The 16808-nt window shown below is 68.4% G+C and carries 14 protein-coding genes; all 14 read left to right on the top strand.

Annotated elements, in window-relative coordinates:
• The first annotated feature begins 2 nt into the window (after window positions 1-2).
• Entirely contained in the window at window positions 3-674 is a 672-nt protein-coding gene (locus CLV67_RS42680; RefSeq protein ID WP_106329206.1) for a NuoB/complex I 20 kDa subunit family protein, read from the top strand.
• Window positions 671-1378 (top strand): NADH-quinone oxidoreductase subunit C, encoded by a 708-nt coding sequence (locus CLV67_RS42675; protein ID WP_106329204.1) that lies wholly within the window; start codon window positions 671-673, stop codon window positions 1376-1378. The genes CLV67_RS42680 and CLV67_RS42675 overlap by 4 nt, the downstream gene beginning before the upstream one ends.
• Window positions 1375-2700 (top strand): NADH-quinone oxidoreductase subunit D, encoded by a 1326-nt coding sequence (locus CLV67_RS42670; RefSeq protein ID WP_106329202.1) that lies wholly within the window; start codon window positions 1375-1377, stop codon window positions 2698-2700. The genes CLV67_RS42675 and CLV67_RS42670 overlap by 4 nt, the downstream gene beginning before the upstream one ends.
• Window positions 2697-3869 (top strand): NADH-quinone oxidoreductase subunit NuoE, encoded by a 1173-nt coding sequence (nuoE, locus tag CLV67_RS42665; RefSeq protein ID WP_106329200.1) that lies wholly within the window; start codon window positions 2697-2699, stop codon window positions 3867-3869. The genes CLV67_RS42670 and nuoE overlap by 4 nt, the downstream gene beginning before the upstream one ends.
• Window positions 3866-5182 carry an NADH-quinone oxidoreductase subunit NuoF gene (nuoF, locus tag CLV67_RS42660; RefSeq protein WP_106329198.1) on the top strand — a complete coding sequence of 439 codons (1317 nt, stop codon included), beginning with the start codon at window positions 3866-3868 and terminating at the stop codon, window positions 5180-5182. Before nuoE ends, nuoF begins: the two co-directional genes overlap by 4 nt.
• Window positions 5182-7677: an NADH-quinone oxidoreductase subunit G gene (locus tag CLV67_RS42655; protein WP_106329196.1), complete on the top strand. Its 2496-nt coding sequence runs from the start codon at window positions 5182-5184 to the stop codon at window positions 7675-7677. Before nuoF ends, CLV67_RS42655 begins: the two co-directional genes overlap by 1 nt.
• Complete coding sequence (nuoH, locus tag CLV67_RS42650; RefSeq protein ID WP_106329194.1) at window positions 7677-9062, top strand: NADH-quinone oxidoreductase subunit NuoH; 1386 nt, start codon at window positions 7677-7679, stop codon at window positions 9060-9062. The genes CLV67_RS42655 and nuoH overlap by 1 nt, the downstream gene beginning before the upstream one ends.
• Before the next feature lies 1 nt (window position 9063).
• Window positions 9064-9624 (top strand): NADH-quinone oxidoreductase subunit NuoI, encoded by a 561-nt coding sequence (nuoI, locus tag CLV67_RS42645; RefSeq protein ID WP_106329192.1) that lies wholly within the window; start codon window positions 9064-9066, stop codon window positions 9622-9624.
• On the top strand, window positions 9621-10364 hold the full coding sequence (locus CLV67_RS42640; RefSeq protein ID WP_106329190.1) for an NADH-quinone oxidoreductase subunit J: 744 nt from the start codon (window positions 9621-9623) through the stop codon (window positions 10362-10364). Before nuoI ends, CLV67_RS42640 begins: the two co-directional genes overlap by 4 nt.
• A complete protein-coding gene (nuoK, locus tag CLV67_RS42635; RefSeq protein WP_106329188.1) occupies window positions 10361-10660 on the top strand; it encodes an NADH-quinone oxidoreductase subunit NuoK in 300 nt (99 codons plus the stop codon). The genes CLV67_RS42640 and nuoK overlap by 4 nt, the downstream gene beginning before the upstream one ends.
• Before the next feature lie 11 nt (window positions 10661-10671).
• Entirely contained in the window at window positions 10672-12594 is a 1923-nt protein-coding gene (nuoL, locus tag CLV67_RS42630; RefSeq protein WP_203737664.1) for an NADH-quinone oxidoreductase subunit L, read from the top strand.
• Window positions 12591-14132 (top strand): NADH-quinone oxidoreductase subunit M, encoded by a 1542-nt coding sequence (locus CLV67_RS42625; RefSeq protein ID WP_106329184.1) that lies wholly within the window; start codon window positions 12591-12593, stop codon window positions 14130-14132. The genes nuoL and CLV67_RS42625 overlap by 4 nt, the downstream gene beginning before the upstream one ends.
• 2 nt (window positions 14133-14134) lie before the next feature.
• Window positions 14135-15667, top strand: a complete 1533-nt coding sequence (gene nuoN, locus CLV67_RS42620) for an NADH-quinone oxidoreductase subunit NuoN (RefSeq protein WP_106329182.1) — start codon at window positions 14135-14137, stop codon at window positions 15665-15667.
• 96 nt (window positions 15668-15763) lie between these two features.
• Window positions 15764-16684: a pyridoxamine 5'-phosphate oxidase family protein gene (locus CLV67_RS42615; RefSeq protein WP_203737663.1), complete on the top strand. Its 921-nt coding sequence runs from the start codon at window positions 15764-15766 to the stop codon at window positions 16682-16684.
• The last annotated feature ends 124 nt before the right edge of the window (window positions 16685-16808 follow it).

Raw genomic sequence — 16808 nt, 5'->3', positions numbered from 1 at the left:
CCATGGGAATCGAAGAGAAACTCCCGTCAGGCATCCTGCTGACGAGCGTGGAGAAAGTGTCCAACTGGGCCCGTAAGTCGTCGTTCTGGGGCGCCACTTTCGGCCTCGCCTGTTGCGCCATCGAGATGATGGCTGCCGGCGGTCCCCACTACGACCTCGGGCGATGGGGGATGGAGGTCTTCCGTGCCTCGCCCCGGCAGGCCGACCTGATGATCGTGGCCGGTCGCGTCAGCCAGAAGATGGCCCCCGTGGTCCGCCAGATCTACGACCAGATGCCCGAGCCGCGCTCGGTCATCTCGATGGGTGTCTGCGCCTCGTCCGGTGGCATGTTCAACAACTACGCCATCGTGCAGGGCGTCGACCACATCGTCCCGGTGGACGTTTACCTGCCGGGCTGCCCGCCGCGGCCGGAGATGCTGATCGACGCGATCCTGAAGATGCGCGAAAAGGTCATGGCCCAGCCGCTCGGCCCCAACGGACGCAAGATGCTCGAAGCTCGGCAGGCCGAGGGCCGAGTTCCGATCGTCGCGCCCGGTGCGATGCCGTCGTCCTACCGTGTGGACAAGGTCCGTCGCGAGGAATGGACCCAGGCCGTTAAAGAGGGACGCGAAGAGCAATTGCGGATCGAGAACTGGATGAAGCTCCAGCCGCATTTGCGGGAGGTTCACAAATGAGTATTCAGCCCGGAACTGAGGGTAGCGTTCCGGCGGGTGCCGAATTGGGTGCTCCGGCGCAGACGCCGCCCAGCCCGGATAAGGGCATGTTCGGCGTCCAGGGGACCGGAGACGTCTCCGGCTTCGGTCGCCTGGTCCGCCCCCGACCTGCTGTTTTTGACAGCCCACGGCCTTACGGCGGATATTTCGACGACGTCTATGACGCGTTGGAAGAAGCTTATCCGGCCATCTCGGAAGCCATCGAGAAGGTGGTCGTGGATAGGGCGGAGCTCACACTCCACGTACGCGCCGAGCACATCGTCGACGTATGTCAGGTAATGCGCGACGACGCCTCGCTGCGGTTCGAACTCTGTTCTTCGGTCGACGCGGTCGACTATCTCGGCTCGGATGAGCGCCGTTTTCACGTCGCTTATCAATTGACTTCGATGACCTATCGGCGCCGGGTGCGCCTGGAGGTCGCGGTGGCCGACGGCGTCCCCGTCCCGAGCGTCACCCGGGTCTACCCGACCGCCGACTGGCAGGAGCGGGAGATCTACGACATGTTCGGCGTCGTCTTCCCGGGCCACCCGAACCTCACCCGGATCCTCATGCCGGACGACTGGGAGGGCCACCCCCAGCGCAAGGACTATCCGCTCGGCGGCGTGCCCGTCGAGTACAAGGGCGCCGAGATTCCGCCTCCCGACCAGCGGAGGGTCTACCAGTGACCACATCTGAGTACGCGAGCGAGCGCGAGACCACCGAGGGCCGGGTCTTCACGGTCACGGGCGGCGACTGGGACAGCGTCACCGCCAACATCGACCCGCTCAGCAACGAGAAGATCGTCGTCAACATGGGTCCGCAGCACCCGTCCACGCACGGCGTGCTCCGGCTGGTGCTCGAGCTCGAGGGCGAGACGGTCACCGAGTGCCGCCCGGTCGTCGGCTATCTGCACACCGGCATCGAGAAGAACCTCGAGTACCGGAACTGGACCCAGGGCGTCACCTTCGTCACGCGCATGGACTACCTGGCCAACATGTCCAACGAGACGGCGTACTGCCTCGCGGTGGAGAAGCTGCTCGGCATCGAGGACCAGATCACCGATCGGGCCACCACGATCCGCGTGCTCTTCATGGAGCTGCAGCGGATCGCCTCGCATCTGGTCTGGCTGGCCACCACGGGCATGGAGCTCGGCGCCATCTCGATGATGCTGTACGGCTTCCGCGAGCGGGAGTACATCCTCGACATCTTCGAGGAGACCTCCGGCCTGCGGATGAACAACGGCTACATCCGGCCGGGCGGCCTCGCGCAGGACCTTCCGGAGTCCGCGGTCCGCAAGATCCGCGACTTCCTGAAGTACCTTCCGAAGAAGCTCAAGGAGTACGAAGCCATGCTGTCCGGCCAGGTCATCTGGCAGCAGCGGACGCAGGGCGTCGCCGTGCTGGACGTGACCGGGTGCCTCTCCCTGGGGATCACCGGCCCGGTGCTGCGCTCGGCCGGCCTGCCCTGGGACCTGCGCAAGACCATGCCGTACTGCGGTTACGAGAACTACGAGTTCGACGTGCCGACCGCGACGACCGGCGACGTCTGGGGCCGTTACCTGGTCCGGATGGCGGAGATCCGCGAGTCGCTCAAGATCGTCGAGCAGGCTCTGGACCGGCTGAAGCCCGGCCCGATCTGGATCGCGGACAAGAAGATCGCCTGGCCGTCGCAGCTCGCGCTCGGCCTGGACGGGCTCGGCAACTCGCTCGAGCACGTCGCCAAGATCATGGGTCAGTCGATGGAGTCGCTGATCCACCACTTCAAGCTCGTGACCGAGGGCTTCCGGGTTCCGGCCGGGCAGGTCTACGTCGCAGTCGAGCACCCGCGTGGCGAACTCGGCGTGCACGCGGTCTCCGACGGTGGCACCCATCCGTACCGGGTGCACTACCGCGAGCCGAGCTTCGTGAACCTTCAGGCCATCCCCGCGATGGCCGAGGGCGCCCTGCTGGCCGACGTCATCGCCGGCGGCGCCTCGCTGGATCCCGTGATGGGTGGGTGTGACCGATGACAACGGTGGAATTCTCGCCGGCCGCCGAGCCTCTGGCGGCGAAGCTTCTCGAACCGGCCAGGGAGATCCTGGCCCGGTACCCGGCCGGCCGGGAGCGCTCAGCGCTGCTGCCGCTGCTGCACCTGGTGCAGACCGAGGAGGGCTACGTCAGCCCGGGCGGGGTGGCGTTCTGCGCCGACATCCTGGGCATCAACAAGGCCCAGGTCGGCGCGGTCGCGACGTTCTACACCATGTACAAGCGCCGGCCGACCGGCGAGTACCTGGTCAGCGTCTGCACCAACACCCTCTGCAACGTGATGGGCGGCCAGGAGGTCTACGACGGGCTGGTCGAGCACCTCGGCGTCGGCCACGGCGAGACCTCGGCCGACGGCAAGATCACGCTGGAGCATGCCGAGTGCCTGGCTGCGTGCGACTACGCGCCGGTGGTGACGGTCAACTACGACTTCACCGTCGACCAGGCCACCCCGGAGAGCGCGGTCGAGCTGGTGGAGAACCTGCGCCAGGGCAAGGAGCAGACCCCGGCGCGTGGCGCGCGGATCTGCTCGCTCAAGGAGATGCAGTACCAGCTCGCCGGGTTCGCCGATCCCCGCGACGGCGCGGTCGCCGACGGGGTGGCCGGAGCGCCGACCCTGCGCGGCGTCCGGCTCGCCCAGCAGCACGGTGTCGCGGTGGCCGGGTTCGACCCGGACACCCCGATCACCAAGACCAAGCCGGCCCGGGCCGAGGGCGGGCTCCCGCCCCGCACGGACGAGGCGGACAAGCCGGTCGAGGCCAAGCCGGAGGGCAAGATCGCCTCGGCGGTCAAGAAGGCGGCCACAGCGGCCAAGAGCGCTGCCGGTGCTGTCGCCGACAAGGTGGGGGAGCATCGGCACGCCGGCCGGACCACCGACACCGGCGACGTCAAGGACCCCGAGGTCCGCGCGGCGGAGTCGCGCAACCCCACCGGCGATACCCCGGGCGATCCGGCGACGACCTCACCGGCACCCGGCAATCCCGCCGAGCGGGCCGGCGTGGCGAGCAATGAGCCGGCTGGCGACGGCAAGCCTGCCGGCGACACCCAGCGGGGCGAAAGCATCGTCACCCAGCGCAATGCCGAGCAGAAGCCGGCCACCGTCGACCCGAACCCCGGGTGGCAGAACGTCCGGCCCGGTACCGAGGAGGAGAAGTGACCCAGCCACGGCCGGAGGTCCTTCAGAAGCTGACCCCCGTCCTGACCAAGCGCTGGCTCTCGCCGGACGCGTGGCAGATCGGGGTCTACGAACGCCTCGACGGTTACCTCGCGCTGCGCAAGGCGCTCGACGTGCACCCGGACGACCTGATCCAGCTGGTCAAGGACTCCGGACTGCGCGGCCGGGGTGGCGCCGGCTTCCCGACCGGGCTCAAGTGGGGCTTCATCCCGCAGGGCGACGGCAAGCCGCACTACCTGGTGATCAACGCGGACGAGGGCGAGCCGGGCACCTGCAAGGACCTGCCACTGATGACGTACGACCCGCACTCGCTGATCGAGGGCGCGATCATCGCCTCCTACGCGATCCGCGCGGACCGGGCGTTCATCTACATCCGCGGTGAGGCGGTGCACGCCGCCCGACGGCTGCGCCACGCCGTGCAGGAGGCGTACGCCAAGGGGTACCTCGGTAAGAACATCCTCGGCTCGGGATTCGACCTCGACCTGGTCGTCCACAGCGGCGCGGGGGCGTACATCTGTGGTGAAGAGACCGCACTGCTGGACTCCCTCGAAGGGTTCCGTGGGCAGCCCCGTCTGCGCCCGCCGTTCCCGGCGATCGCCGGCCTCTACGCCAGCCCCACCGTCGTCAACAACGTCGGCACCATCGCCAGCGTGCCGTACATCGTGCTGGGCGGCGCCGACTGGTGGAAGAGCATGGGCACCGAGAAGTCGTCCGGCCCGATGATCTACTCGCTGTCCGGCCGGGTGGTGAACCCGGGCCAGTACGAATGCGGCCTCGGCATCACCCTGCGGGAGCTGATCGAGCTGGCCGGCGGCATGCAGCCCGGTCACAACCTGAAGTTCTGGACGCCGGGTGGCTCGTCGACGCCGCTGCTGACCGCCGAGCACATCGACACCCCGATGGACTTCGAGGGTGTGGCGGCGGCCGGGTCGATCCTCGGGACCACGGCGATGCAGATCTTCTCGGACCAGGACTGCCCGGTCTACAACACGTGGCGGTGGCTGGAGTTCTACCACCACGAGTCGTGCGGCAAGTGCACCCCGTGCCGTGAGGGCAACTACTGGATGGTCCGCACCTACCGGCGGATCCTCGCCGGGCACGGCACCGTCGCCGACCTGGACACCCTCCAGGACACCGCGGACAACATCTTCGGCCGGTCCTTCTGCGGCCTCGGCGACGGCGCGGCGACGCCCGTCGTGTCGACGCTCAAGTGGTTCCGGGACGACTACCTCGGCTACATCGAGGGCCGCACCGCGCCGCGGCTCTCCGAGAAGTCCCTTGTAGGAGCGCACTGATGACCGATGTAGCCAAGAGGGCCGACCAGGTCACCCTCACCATCGACGGCGTCGAGGTGGTCGCCGAGAAGGGCGAGCTGGTCATCCGGGTCGCCGAGCGGATGGGTACAGCCATCCCGCGGTTCTGCGACCACCCGCTGCTCGCCCCGGCCGGGGCCTGCCGGCAGTGCCTGGTCGAGGTGGAGGGCCAGCGCAAGCCGGTCGCCTCCTGCACCCAGACGGTGGCCGAGGGCATGGTGGTGAAGACCCAGCTCAGCTCCCCGGTCGCCGCCAAGGCGCAGGCCGGCGTGATGGAGCTGCTGCTGATCAACCACCCGCTCGACTGCCCCACCTGCGACAAGGGCGGTGAGTGCCCGCTGCAGAACCAGGCGATGAGCAGCGGTCGTGCCGACTCCCGATTCGTGGAGGAGAAGCGGGAGTACCAGAAGCCGATCCACATCTCCAGCCAGGTGCTGCTCGACCGGGAGCGCTGCGTGCTCTGCCAGCGCTGCACCCGGTTCTCCGAGGAGATCGCCGGCGACAAGTTCATCGACCTGATGGACCGGTCCTCCGGCGAGCAGATCAACGTCTACCGCGACGACTTCTTCGGCGGCGACGGCACCGGTGACGGCGAGGTCGGTGACGGCGAGGGCGACGTCCCGTTCAACTCGTACTTCTCCGGCAACACCATCCAGATCTGCCCGGTCGGGGCGCTCACCGGCGAGCAGTACCGGTTCCGGGCCCGCCCGTTCGACCTGGTCTCCTCGCCGAGCGCCTGCGAGCACTGCGCCTCCGGCTGCGCCCAGCGCACCGACCACCGGCGCGGGAAGGTGCTGCGCCGGCTGGCCGGCGACGACGCGGCGGTGAACGAGGAGTGGAACTGCGACAAGGGCCGGTGGGGCTTCCGCTACGCCACCGCCACCGACCGCATCACCACCCCGCTGATCCGCGATGCCAAGACCGGTGAGCTGCGCGAGGCCGCCTGGAGCGAGGCGCTCCTCGCGGCCGCGGAGGGCCTGAAGGCCGCGCGGGAGCGAGGTGTCGGCGTCCTTCCGGGCGGTCGGCTCACGGTCGAGGACGCGTACGCCTACGCGAAGTTCGCCAGGACCGTCCTCGGCACCAACGACGTGGACTTCCGGGCCCGCCCGATCCGCGCCACCGGCTCGCCGCTCGGCGTGACGGAGGAGGCCGAGTTCCTGGCCGCCGCCGTCGCCGGGGTCACCGACGTGACGTACGAGCAGGTCGAGAACGCCCCGTCGGTGGTGATCGCCGGACTGGAGCCGGAGGAGGAGTCACCGATCCTCTTCCTGCGTCTGCGCAAGGGCCACATTCGCAAGAAGCTCCAGGTGACGGCCGTTTCGCCGTACCTCAGCCGGGGTTTGGAGAAGCTCGGTGCCGCGCTCGTCGCGGCAGTCCCCGGTGACGAGGCGCGCATCCTCGCGTCCGACCCCGTGGTGGCTGAGGCCCTCGGCGCCCCCGGTGCCCTGCTCCTCGTCGGCGAGCGTCTGGCGACCGTGCCGGGCGGGCTCAGCGCGGCCGCCGCCCTGGCCGCCCGCACCGGCGCGAAGCTCGCGTGGGTGCCCCGCCGGGCCGGTGACCGTGGCGCGATCGACGCCGGGTGCCTGCCGAACCTGCTGCCCGGTGGCCGTCCGGTCACCGACGCCGCGGCCCGCGCCGAACTGGGCCTGGCCTGGAAGGTCGGGTCGGGCGTCCTGCCCGGCACGCCCGGACGGGACACCGACCAGATCATCGCGGCGGCGGCGGACGGCACCCTCGGTGCGCTGCTGGTCGGTGGCGTGGACCCGGCCGACCTGGTCGACCCGAAGCTGGCCGACGAGGCGCTCGACGCCGTGCCGTTCCTGGTCAGCCTGGAGATCCGGCAGAGCGCCGTGACCCGCCGGGCCGACGTGGTGCTGCCGATCGCACCGGCCGTGGAGAAGGCCGGCACGTTCATGGACTGGGAGGGCCGGCTCCGGTCGTTCGACGCTGTGCTGAAGGGCACCTCGATGACCGACGGCCGTGTGCTCGAGGCGATCGCCGCCCTGCTGGACACCACCCTGAACACCGGTGACGTCATGGCGATCCGCCGTGAGCTGGGCGGTCTGCCCGGCTCCGCGGTGGCCCGCCCGGCCGTGCCCGCCGCCGCAGCCGCGGACGCGGCCCGGCCCGGCGAGCACGAGGCGGTCCTCGCCACCTGGCACCAGCTGATCGACCTCGGTTCGCTGCTCGACGGTGACCAGGTGCTGGCCGGTACGGCCCGCCCGCCGGTCGCGCGGATCGGCAAGGACCTGGCCGAGTCGCTGAAGATCGCCGACGGTGACCTGCTCACGGTCAGCACGATCCGTGGCTCGGTCACGCTGCCGGCCGCGATCACCGACCTGCCGCCGCGAGTGGTGTGGCTGCCGACGAACTCACCGGGCTCGACGGTCCGGCGCAGTCTCGGCGTCACCGCCGGCGCGGTCGTCAAGCTGACGGCCGGCGTCCCCGGCCCGATCCTCGCCGAGGGGGTGGCGTGATGAATCAGATCGTGCTCGCGGCTACCGCCGTCGACCCGACTCTGGAGACGTTCGAGAACGACGTCTGGTGGATCTCGCTGATCAAGCTGGTCGGCCTGTTCGTCCTGCTGCTGGTCCTGACGCTCTTCACGATCAACTTCGAGCGCAAGGTCGTGGCCCGGATGGCGGTCCGGCCGGGCCCCAACCAGGTGGGCTGGCGCGGATACCTCACCTCGCTGAGCGACGGCATGAAGCTGCCGTTCAAGGAGGAGATCATCCCGAAGACCGCCGACAAGGTGGTCTACTTCATCGCTCCGGTCATCTCCGCGACGGTGGCGTTCACCGCCTTCGCGGTGATCCCGTTCGGCGGCGTGGTCAACATGTTCGGCCAGCAGACCGCGTTGCAGCTCACCGACGTGCCGGTCTCGGTGCTGGTGCTGCTCGCCTGCTCGTCGATGGCCGTCTACGGCGTCGTGCTGGCCGGCTGGGCGTCCGGCTCGACCTACCCGCTGCTGGGTGGTCTGCGGTCGAGCGCGCAGATGATCTCGTACGAGGTCGCGATGGGTCTGTCGATCGTGGCGGTCTTCATGACCGCCGGGACGATGAGCACCTCGCAGATCGTCAAGGCGCAGGCCCACGGCAACCCGGTGGAGCTGTTCGGCTTCGAGGTGACCGCGCCGAGCTGGTACGCGGTGCAGCTCCTGCCGAGCTTCATCATCTACCTGATCGCCGCGGTCGGTGAGACCAACCGGGCGCCGTTCGACCTGCCCGAGGCGGAGTCCGAGCTGGTCGGCGGTTTCCACACGGAGTACTCGTCGTTCAAGTTCGCGCTCTTCTTCCTCGCCGAGTACATCAACATGATCACCGTCTCGGCGTTCGCGACCACACTCTTCCTGGGCGGATGGCGGGCTCCGGCTCCGATCACCACGTTCTGGGAGGGCGCCAACTCCGGCTACTGGCCGCTGCTCTGGTTCTTCGGCAAGGTGTTCATCCTGCTCTTCGGCTTCGTCTGGCTGCGGGCCACGCTCCCCCGGATGCGCTACGACCAGTTCATGCGCTTCGGGTGGAAGGTGCTGATCCCGGTCAACCTGGTCTGGATCCTCATCCTGGCCTTCTTCAAGGTCGCCCGCAGCGGCCAGATCTCCGACCAGACCCGGTGGATCACCACCGGCGTGGTCGCGATCCTGGTCCTGGCGGTCGCCTGGGGCTGGCCGTCGCCGAAGAAACCGAAGCAGCTCTCCATCGAGGAACAGCTGCACCAGCGGCCGCCGGGCAGTTTCCCGGTGCCGCCGATGGACCTGCAGGTCCCGCCGAGTCCCCGCGCCCGCCGTGCCGTGGCCGAACGCGCCCCGGCCACCGTCCCCGCCTCGGCGGACGGCGACGAGCCAGAAACGAAGGAGGTGTGACGTGGGTACGTTCACCGGCTCCTTCAAGGGTTTCGGCGTGACCTTCGCGCACATGTTCCGCAAGGTGATCACGACCGACTATCCGTTCTCACCGCCGAAGCCGGCACCGCGCTACCACGGGCGGCACATCCTCAACCGGCACCCGGACGGCCTGGAGAAGTGCATCGGCTGCGAGCTGTGCGCCTGGGCCTGCCCGGCTGACGCGATCTACGTCGAGGGTGGCGACAACACCGACGAGCAGCGGTTCTCGCCGGGTGAGCGGTACGCGAAGATCTACCAGATCAACTACGCGCGCTGCATCTTCTGCGGCCTGTGCATCGAGGCCTGCCCGACCCGGTCGCTGACGATGAGCAACGAGTACGAGCTGGCCCGCGACAACCGGCAGGACCTGATCTTCACGAAGAAGGAACTGCTGGCCCCGCTGCTGGAGGGCATGGAGCAGCCGCCGCACCCGATGCGCCTGGGCGAGACCGACAAGGACTACTACGTCGGCGCCCTCACCAACCCGGGCACCTCGGCCGGCGCCGAGAAGGCCCCGCTTGTTCAGGGGGACCCGGAATGACAGCGGTCTCCACGGGCGAGCAGGTCGCCTTCTGGATTCTCGGATCTCTGGCGGTGATCGGCGCGCTCGGCATGGTGCTGGCCCGTAACGCGGTGCACTCCGCGCTCTGGCTGGTCCTCACGATGCTGAACCTCGGGTTCTTCTACGTGATGAACTCGGCGCCGTTCCTCGGCTTCGTGCAGATCATCGTCTACACCGGCGCGATCATGATGCTGTTCCTGTTCGTGCTGATGCTGGTCGGCCGGGACGCGTCCGACTCGCTGATCGAGACACTGCGGGGTCAGCGGATCGCCGCGATCGTGCTCGGTGTCGCCTTCGCCGCCCTGATCGGCACCGGCCTGGCCCGGTCCCTCGGGAGCACCGAGGCGGTCGGCCTGGACGCCGCCAACCAGTACGGCAACGTGCAGGGCCTGGCCTCGCTGCTGTTCACCAAGTACGTCTTCGCCTTCGAGGTGACCTCGGCGCTGCTGATCACCGCCGCGGTCGGCGCCATGATCCTGGCGCACGTCGAGAAGGCCAAGGAGGACGTACGCGACCAGGTGACCCGGATGAAGGAGCGGTTCCGGCCGGGCAACTACCCGGGTCCGAAGCCCGGTCCCGGCGTCTACGCGAACACGATGTCGGTGGCCGCACCGGCCCGCCTGCCGGACGGCAACGGAGCCGAGCGGAGCATCTCGCCGATCCTTCCGATCCGGGAGCTGACGGCTGACGAGGCCGCGCCGAAGGGAACCGAGAAGTGACACCTGACTATTACCTGGTGCTTGCGGCGATTCTGTTCACCATCGGCGCTGCCGGGGTGCTCGTCCGCCGCAACGCGATCGTCCTGTTCATGTGCATCGAGCTGATGCTGAACGCGGCGAACCTGGCGCTCATCACCTTCAGCCGTATCAACGGTGGCCTCGACGGCCAGATCATCTCGTTCTTCGTGATGGTCGTCGCTGCCGCTGAGGTCGTGGTGGGCCTCGCCATCATCATGTCGATCTTCCGTACGCGACGCTCGGCGAGTGTCGACGACGCGAACCTCCTGAAGTACTGAAGGGGCATTTCGTGGAACACACATTCGCCCCGGCGACGGGAGTGTTGAGCAACATCTGGTTGCTCGTGGCGATCCCGCTGGCCAGTGCGACGATCCTGCTGCTGCTCGGCAAACGGGCCGACAAGTGGGGGCACTGGCTCGGCGTGGCCTCGGTCGCCGCGTCGTTCGTACTCGGCCTGGTCTTCTTCTTCGCCCTGTCCGGTCTGGACGCCGAGAAGCGGTCCGCTGAGCTGAGTCTCTGGGACTTCATCGTCGTCGGAGACCTCAAGGTCGACTTCGGCCTGCTCTTCGACCCGCTGGCCGGCGTCTTCGTCCTGCTCATCACCGGTGTCGGCTCGCTGATCCACCTGTACGCGGTCGGGTACATGGAACACGACCCGGGCCGCCGCAGGTTCTTCGCGTACTTCAACCTGTTCGTCTCGGCGATGTTGCTGCTGGTCCTGGGCAACAACTACGTGATGCTGTACTTCGGGTGGGAGGGCGTCGGTCTGGCGTCGTACCTGCTGATCTCGTTCTGGTACACCCGGCCGTCGGCGGCGACCGCCGGCAAGAAGGCGTTCCTGATGAACCGGGTCGGCGACGCCGGCCTGGCGATCGGCATCTTCCTGATGTTCACCGAGCTGGGCAGCACGCAGTACGACGACGTCTTCAACGGCGTCGACTCGCTGGCCGCGAGCACGATTCTGATCATGGGAATCCTGCTGCTGCTCGGTGCCTGCGGTAAGTCCGGTCAGTTCCCGCTGCAGGCCTGGCTCCCGGACGCGATGGAGGGCCCGACTCCGGTCTCCGCCCTCATCCACGCCGCGACCATGGTCACCGCCGGCGTCTACCTGATCGCCCGGTCCAACCCGATCTTCTCAGCGAACACCACGCTGCAGCTGATCGTCGTCAGCATCGGCGCGATCACGCTGCTCATGGGCTGTCTCATCGGCGCGGCCAAGGATGACATCAAGCGCGTGCTGGCCTGGTCGACGGTCTCCCAGATCGGTTACATGTTCCTCGGCGTCGGGCTCGGCGGCGGGGCGTACGCGCTGGCCATCGTGCACCTGCTGGCGCACGGCTTCTTCAAGGCCAACATGTTCCTCGGGGCTGGCTCGGTCATGCACGGTATGCACGACCAGGTCGACATCCGGCGGTTCGGTGGCCTGTCGAAGCACATGAAGATCACCTGGCTGACCTTCGGGACCGGCTGGCTCGCGATCATCGGCATCCCGCCGCTGTCCGGCTACTTCTCGAAGGAGCCGATCATCGCGGCCGCCTTCGAGCGCGAGGTGGCCTGGGAGGCGTGGGTCTTCGGCGGTGCGGCTCTGCTGGGCGCCGGTCTGACCGCGTTCTACATGACCCGGCTGTTCGTGCTCACGTTCCACGGCCCGGCCCGCTGGACCGAGGACAACCAGCACCCGCACGAGTCCCCGGCGATCATGACGATCCCGCTGATCCTGCTCGCGGTCGGCTCGGTCGGCGCTGGTGCCCTCATGGCCAGCACCGTGCCGGACTGGCTGACGCCGGTCCTCGGGGAGAGCGAGGGGGAGGCGCACGGCGTGCTGTCGCACACCGTCATCACCATCCTGTCGCTGCTGGTCACCGTGCTCGGCGCGGGCCTGGCGTGGGCGCTGTTCCGTAAGGGCACGGCGCTCGAGCCGGAGCCGGCCGGGGTGCTGGTCACCGCGGCGCGGCGCAACCTCTACACCGACGCCTTCAACGAGGCGGTCTTCGAGCGGCCCGGCATCTACCTCACGCGGGCCCTCGTCTTCCTCGACAACCGTGGGATCGACGGCCTGGTCAACGGCATCGCGGCCGGTATCGGCGGCGGCTCCGGCAGGCTCCGGCGGCTGCAGACCGGCTTCGTCCGCTCGTACGCCACGTCGATTCTCACCGGCGCCATGCTCGTGGTCGGCGCCTTCATCGCGATCCAACTGGGGTGGTTGGCGTGAAAGACTTCCCGTTCCTTTCGATCCTCACTCTGTTGCCCCTGGTGGGTGCGGGTGTGGTCGCCTTCATCCCGCGCAAGAAGGCCGAGCTGGCCAAGCTGGTCGCGCTGATCTGGTCGCTGGTCGTCCTGGTGCTCAGCGTCTTCATGTGGATCGCCTGGACCGTCGACGGCGGTGAGCGGTTCCAGTTCCGTGAGTCGTACACCTGGATCCCGGCGTGGGGCGCGAACTTCACCTTCGCGGCCGACGGCATCGCGCTCGTCATGCTGATGCTGATCGCGATCCTGTTCCCGGTCGTCATCCTGGCGTCCTGGAACGACGTCGACCAGAGCACGCGGTCGGCGCCGGCCTACTTCGCGCTGCTGTTGTCCTTCGAGTTCACGATGATCGGGGTGTTCGCCGCGGCGGACGTGTTCCTGTTCTACGTGTTCTTCGAGATCATGCTGATCCCGATGTACTTCATCATCGGGTCGTTCGGCACCGGCCAGAAGCAGTACGCGGCGGTCAAGTTCTTCCTCTACAGCCTGGTCGGCGGCCTCTTCATGCTGGCCTCCGTGATCGGGCTGTGGGTGCTCGGCGGGAAGACCTTCGACTTCACGAAACTGGCCGAGGCGACCGCCGCGATCGACCAGAACACCGCGCGGTGGCTGTTCCTCGGCTTCTTCGTGGCGTTCGCGATCAAGGCGCCGTTCTTCCCGTTCCACACCTGGCTGCCGGACTCCGGTGGCGCCGCCCCGGCGGGTGCTGCCGCGCTGCTGGTCGGCGTGATGGACAAGGTCGGCACGTTCGGCATCCTGCGCTACTGCCTCTCGCTCTTCCCGGAGGCGTCGAAGTGGTTCGCGCCGGCGGCCATGGTCCTCGCGGTGATCGGCATCATCTACGCGGCCCTGCTGGCGGTCGGTCAGAACGACCTCAAGCGCCTGGTGTCGTACACGTCGATCGCGCACTTCGGCTTCATCGGCATCGGCATCTTCGCCTTCACCACCCAGGCGGGCACCGGCGCGGTGCTCTACATGGTCAACCACGGCCTGGCCACCGGCCTGCTGTTCATCGTGGTCGGCATGTTCGTGGCCCGACGCGGATCGGCGCTGGTCAGCGACTTCGGCGGGGCCGGGAAGCTGATGCCGGTGCTGGCCGGCGTGCTGTTCTTCGCCGGTCTCGCCTCGCTGGCGCTGCCCGGTACCGCCCCGTTCGTCAGTGAGTTCCTGGTGCTGATCGGCACGTTCAGCACCAACCCGGCGTACGCCGTGGTGGCCACGCTCGGCATCGTGCTGGCCGCGGCGTACGTCCTGTGGATGATCCAGCGGACCACCCAGGGCACGCTCAACCCGGCTCTGGCCGAAGTGCCGGCCATGTCGAAGGACATCACCCTGCGCGAGAAGGCGGTCGTGGCGCCGCTGATCGTGCTCCTGCTGGTGCTCGGCTTCTACCCGAAGCCGGTCACCGACGTCATCAACCCCGCGGTGCAGGCGACGATGCAGGACGTCGGCAAGGAAGACCCGGCCCCCACCGTGGTGGCTGACGGAAAGGCAGGCGGCTGACCATGGATCCCCTGAAACTGCCCCCGATCGACTACGGGGCACTGCTGCCGATGCTGATCCTCTTCGGTGCGGCCTGCCTCGGCGTCCTCGTCGAGGTAGCGGTGCCGCGGCGGGCGCGTAACGTGGTCCAGCTGTCGCTGGCCCTGATCGCCGTCGTCGCCTCCCTGGTCGCGGTGATCATGGAGCGCGGAACCCGGACCGTCACCATCGGCGGCTCGGTCGCCGTTGACGGCCCGACCCTGTTCCTGCAGGGCTCGATCCTGGTGCTCGGCGGGGTGTCGCTGCTGCTGATCGGCGACCGCACGATCGAGCAGGGCGGCGCGTTCGTCTCGCAGGCGGCGATCACCGTCGGCTCGCAGAAGGACGCCCAGCAGGCCAGTGGACAGCCGGGCGCCACCGAGGTGTACCCGCTCAGCGTCTTCGCGCTCGGCGGCATGCTCCTGTTCGTGGCGGCGAACGACCTGCTGACCATGTTCGTGGCGCTGGAGGTCTTCTCGCTGCCGCTGTACCTGCTGTGCGCGCTGGCCCGCCGCCGGCGCCTGCTCAGCCAGGAGGCCGCGCTCAAGTACTTCCTGCTCGGCTCGTACGCCTCGGCGTTCTTCCTGTTCGGGGTGGCCTTCGTCTACGGCTACGCCGGCGGGATCCAGCTGAGCGTGGTGCACGAGGCGGTCTCCAACCCGCAGCGCAGCCCCGTGCTGCTCTACGCGGGCCTGGGCCTGATCTCGATCGGTCTGCTCTTCAAGGCCGCGCTGGCGCCGTTCCACGTCTGGACGCCTGACGTCTACCAGGGCGCGCCGACGCCGATCACCGCGTTCATGGCGGCCTGCACCAAGGTCGCCGCGTTCGGGGCCCTCCTGCGGGTGCTCTACGTGGCCTTCGAGGGCGTTCGCTGGGACTTCCAGCCGATCCTCGGCGGCATCGCGGTGCTCACCATGTTCGTCGGCGCCATCCTGGCGGTCACCCAGACGGACCTGAAGCGCCTGTTGGCCTACTCGTCGATCGCGAACGCCGGCTACCTGATGGTCGGTGTCCTCGCGCTCAACCCGGACGGCCTCAGCAGCACGATGTTCTACCTGGTGGCGTACGGGTTCTCGGTGCTCGCGGCGTTCGCGATCATCAGCCTGGTGCGCGACTCGGACGGCGAGGCCACCCACCTGTCCCGGTGGGCCGGTATCGGCCGGAAGAGCCCGCTGCTCGCCGGCATCTTCACCTTCATCCTGCTCGCCTTCGCGGGTATCCCGCTGACCAGCGGCTTCACCAGCAAGTTCGCGGTCTTCGGCGCTGCCGTCGACGGCGGGCAGACCTGGCTGGTGATCTTCGGCGTCATCACGAGCATGCTGCTGGCGTTCCCGTACCTGCGGGTCGTCGTGCTGATGTGGCTGTCCGAGCCGGGCGAGACGACCCCGGCCGTCTCCATCCCGGGCTTCCTCACCTCGGCGGTGCTCGCTCTGGGCCTGATCGTGACGGTGGCGCTCGGTGTCGCCCCGGCTCCGCTGATCGAGTTGACCCAACAGGCGGCAGAGTTCGTCCGCTGATTCTGATCAGTGCGTGAAGGCCCCGGCGATCGCCGGGGCCTTCGTCGTGGGAGGGGCGTTCACCGGTTGTCGATGATGCGCGTCTATGCTCGCCGCGTGTCTGACCCGACCGTTTTGAACGAGACCCTTCAGGCCTACCGGACCTGTGAGTTCGCGACACTGACCAAGAGCGGTTCGCCGGTTGCCTGGCCGACCTCCGGTCTGGTCCGGCCGGACGGGACGATCCTGCTCACCACGTCTCTCGGTTACCCGCAGAAGGCCTTCAACGTCCGCCGGGACGGCCGGGTGGCACTGCTCTTCTCCAACCCCACAGCGAGCGGTCTGCCGCAACCGGAGCAGATTCTGGTACGGGGTGAGGCGATCTGCCCGGACGAGGTCCACGTGCGACCCGACGGCGATCTGGCGGCGCTCTGGGAGCTGCTCCTGGAGCGGCAGCCCCACTCGCAGTCCTACCTGGACTGGCCGATGAACCTGATGACCGATTTCTATTACATGCGCCTGAAGATCACGGTCACCCCGACCGAGATCGTCGAGCGTCCGCTGCCGGTCCGGTCCGGCGCCTCACTGGCGGACAGCGGCCTCCTCGGCGCCGAGGTTCTGGACACCTTCGACTCGGTGGTGCTGACCGCGGTGGACGAAGCCGGCGCGCCCGTGCTGCTGCGGACCACGGTGACCGCGACACCGGCCGGATACCGGGTCGAGGTACCGGCCGGCGTGCCGGTCGCCGCCGGGCCGGCCGGGCTGTTGGTGCATCGGCACGACGACAAGCTGTGGAATCTCTACAACGCGAGCGTGCGGGGCGAACTCGTCGCCGACGGGGACGGCTGGGTGCTCATGCCGGACCGCCTGGTCGAGCCGGGAGCGCGGCACAGGGGCGGTGCGCGGGACCAGATCCGTATCCTGCGGGAGACCAAGGCCGCCACGAAGCGGTACCTGGAACGCCGTCAGCTGGCCCGTCCGGCCGTTCCGTGGGCCGAGTACCGGGCGATCCGCTCCCGTGTCCGGGCGCGCGGCTGAGGCCGTACCGCAGGTGTCGGATTTTTGATCTTGTCGCGTGCCACCCTGGGACTGAATGCGACAGACCGGTATGGCAAGGTGAAAGCGTGGTGAGCACCGGTGATCTGACCCCGCGCGAACTCGC

Origin of the sequence: Actinoplanes italicus (assembly GCF_003001815.1) — a bacterium.
GTDB lineage: Bacteria > Actinomycetota > Actinomycetes > Mycobacteriales > Micromonosporaceae > Actinoplanes > Actinoplanes italicus.
This window is presented reverse-complemented; position numbering and strand designations above follow the sequence as displayed.

Excerpts from the sequence above, each read along its gene's own strand:
- CLV67_RS42675 (WP_106329204.1), top strand. The coding sequence starts at position 671 with ATGAGTATTCAGCCCGGAACTGAGGGTAGCGTTCCGGCGGGTGCCGAA.
- nuoE (WP_106329200.1), top strand. The coding sequence starts at position 2,697 with ATGACAACGGTGGAATTCTCGCCGGCCGCCGAGCCTCTGGCGGCGAAG.
- CLV67_RS42680 (WP_106329206.1), top strand. The coding sequence starts at position 3 with ATGGGAATCGAAGAGAAACTCCCGTCAGGCATCCTGCTGACGAGCGTG.
- CLV67_RS42655 (WP_106329196.1), top strand. The coding sequence starts at position 5,182 with ATGACCGATGTAGCCAAGAGGGCCGACCAGGTCACCCTCACCATCGAC.
- nuoH (WP_106329194.1), top strand. The coding sequence starts at position 7,677 with ATGAATCAGATCGTGCTCGCGGCTACCGCCGTCGACCCGACTCTGGAG.
- nuoN (WP_106329182.1), top strand. The coding sequence starts at position 14,135 with ATGGATCCCCTGAAACTGCCCCCGATCGACTACGGGGCACTGCTGCCG.
- CLV67_RS42640 (WP_106329190.1), top strand. The coding sequence starts at position 9,621 with ATGACAGCGGTCTCCACGGGCGAGCAGGTCGCCTTCTGGATTCTCGGA.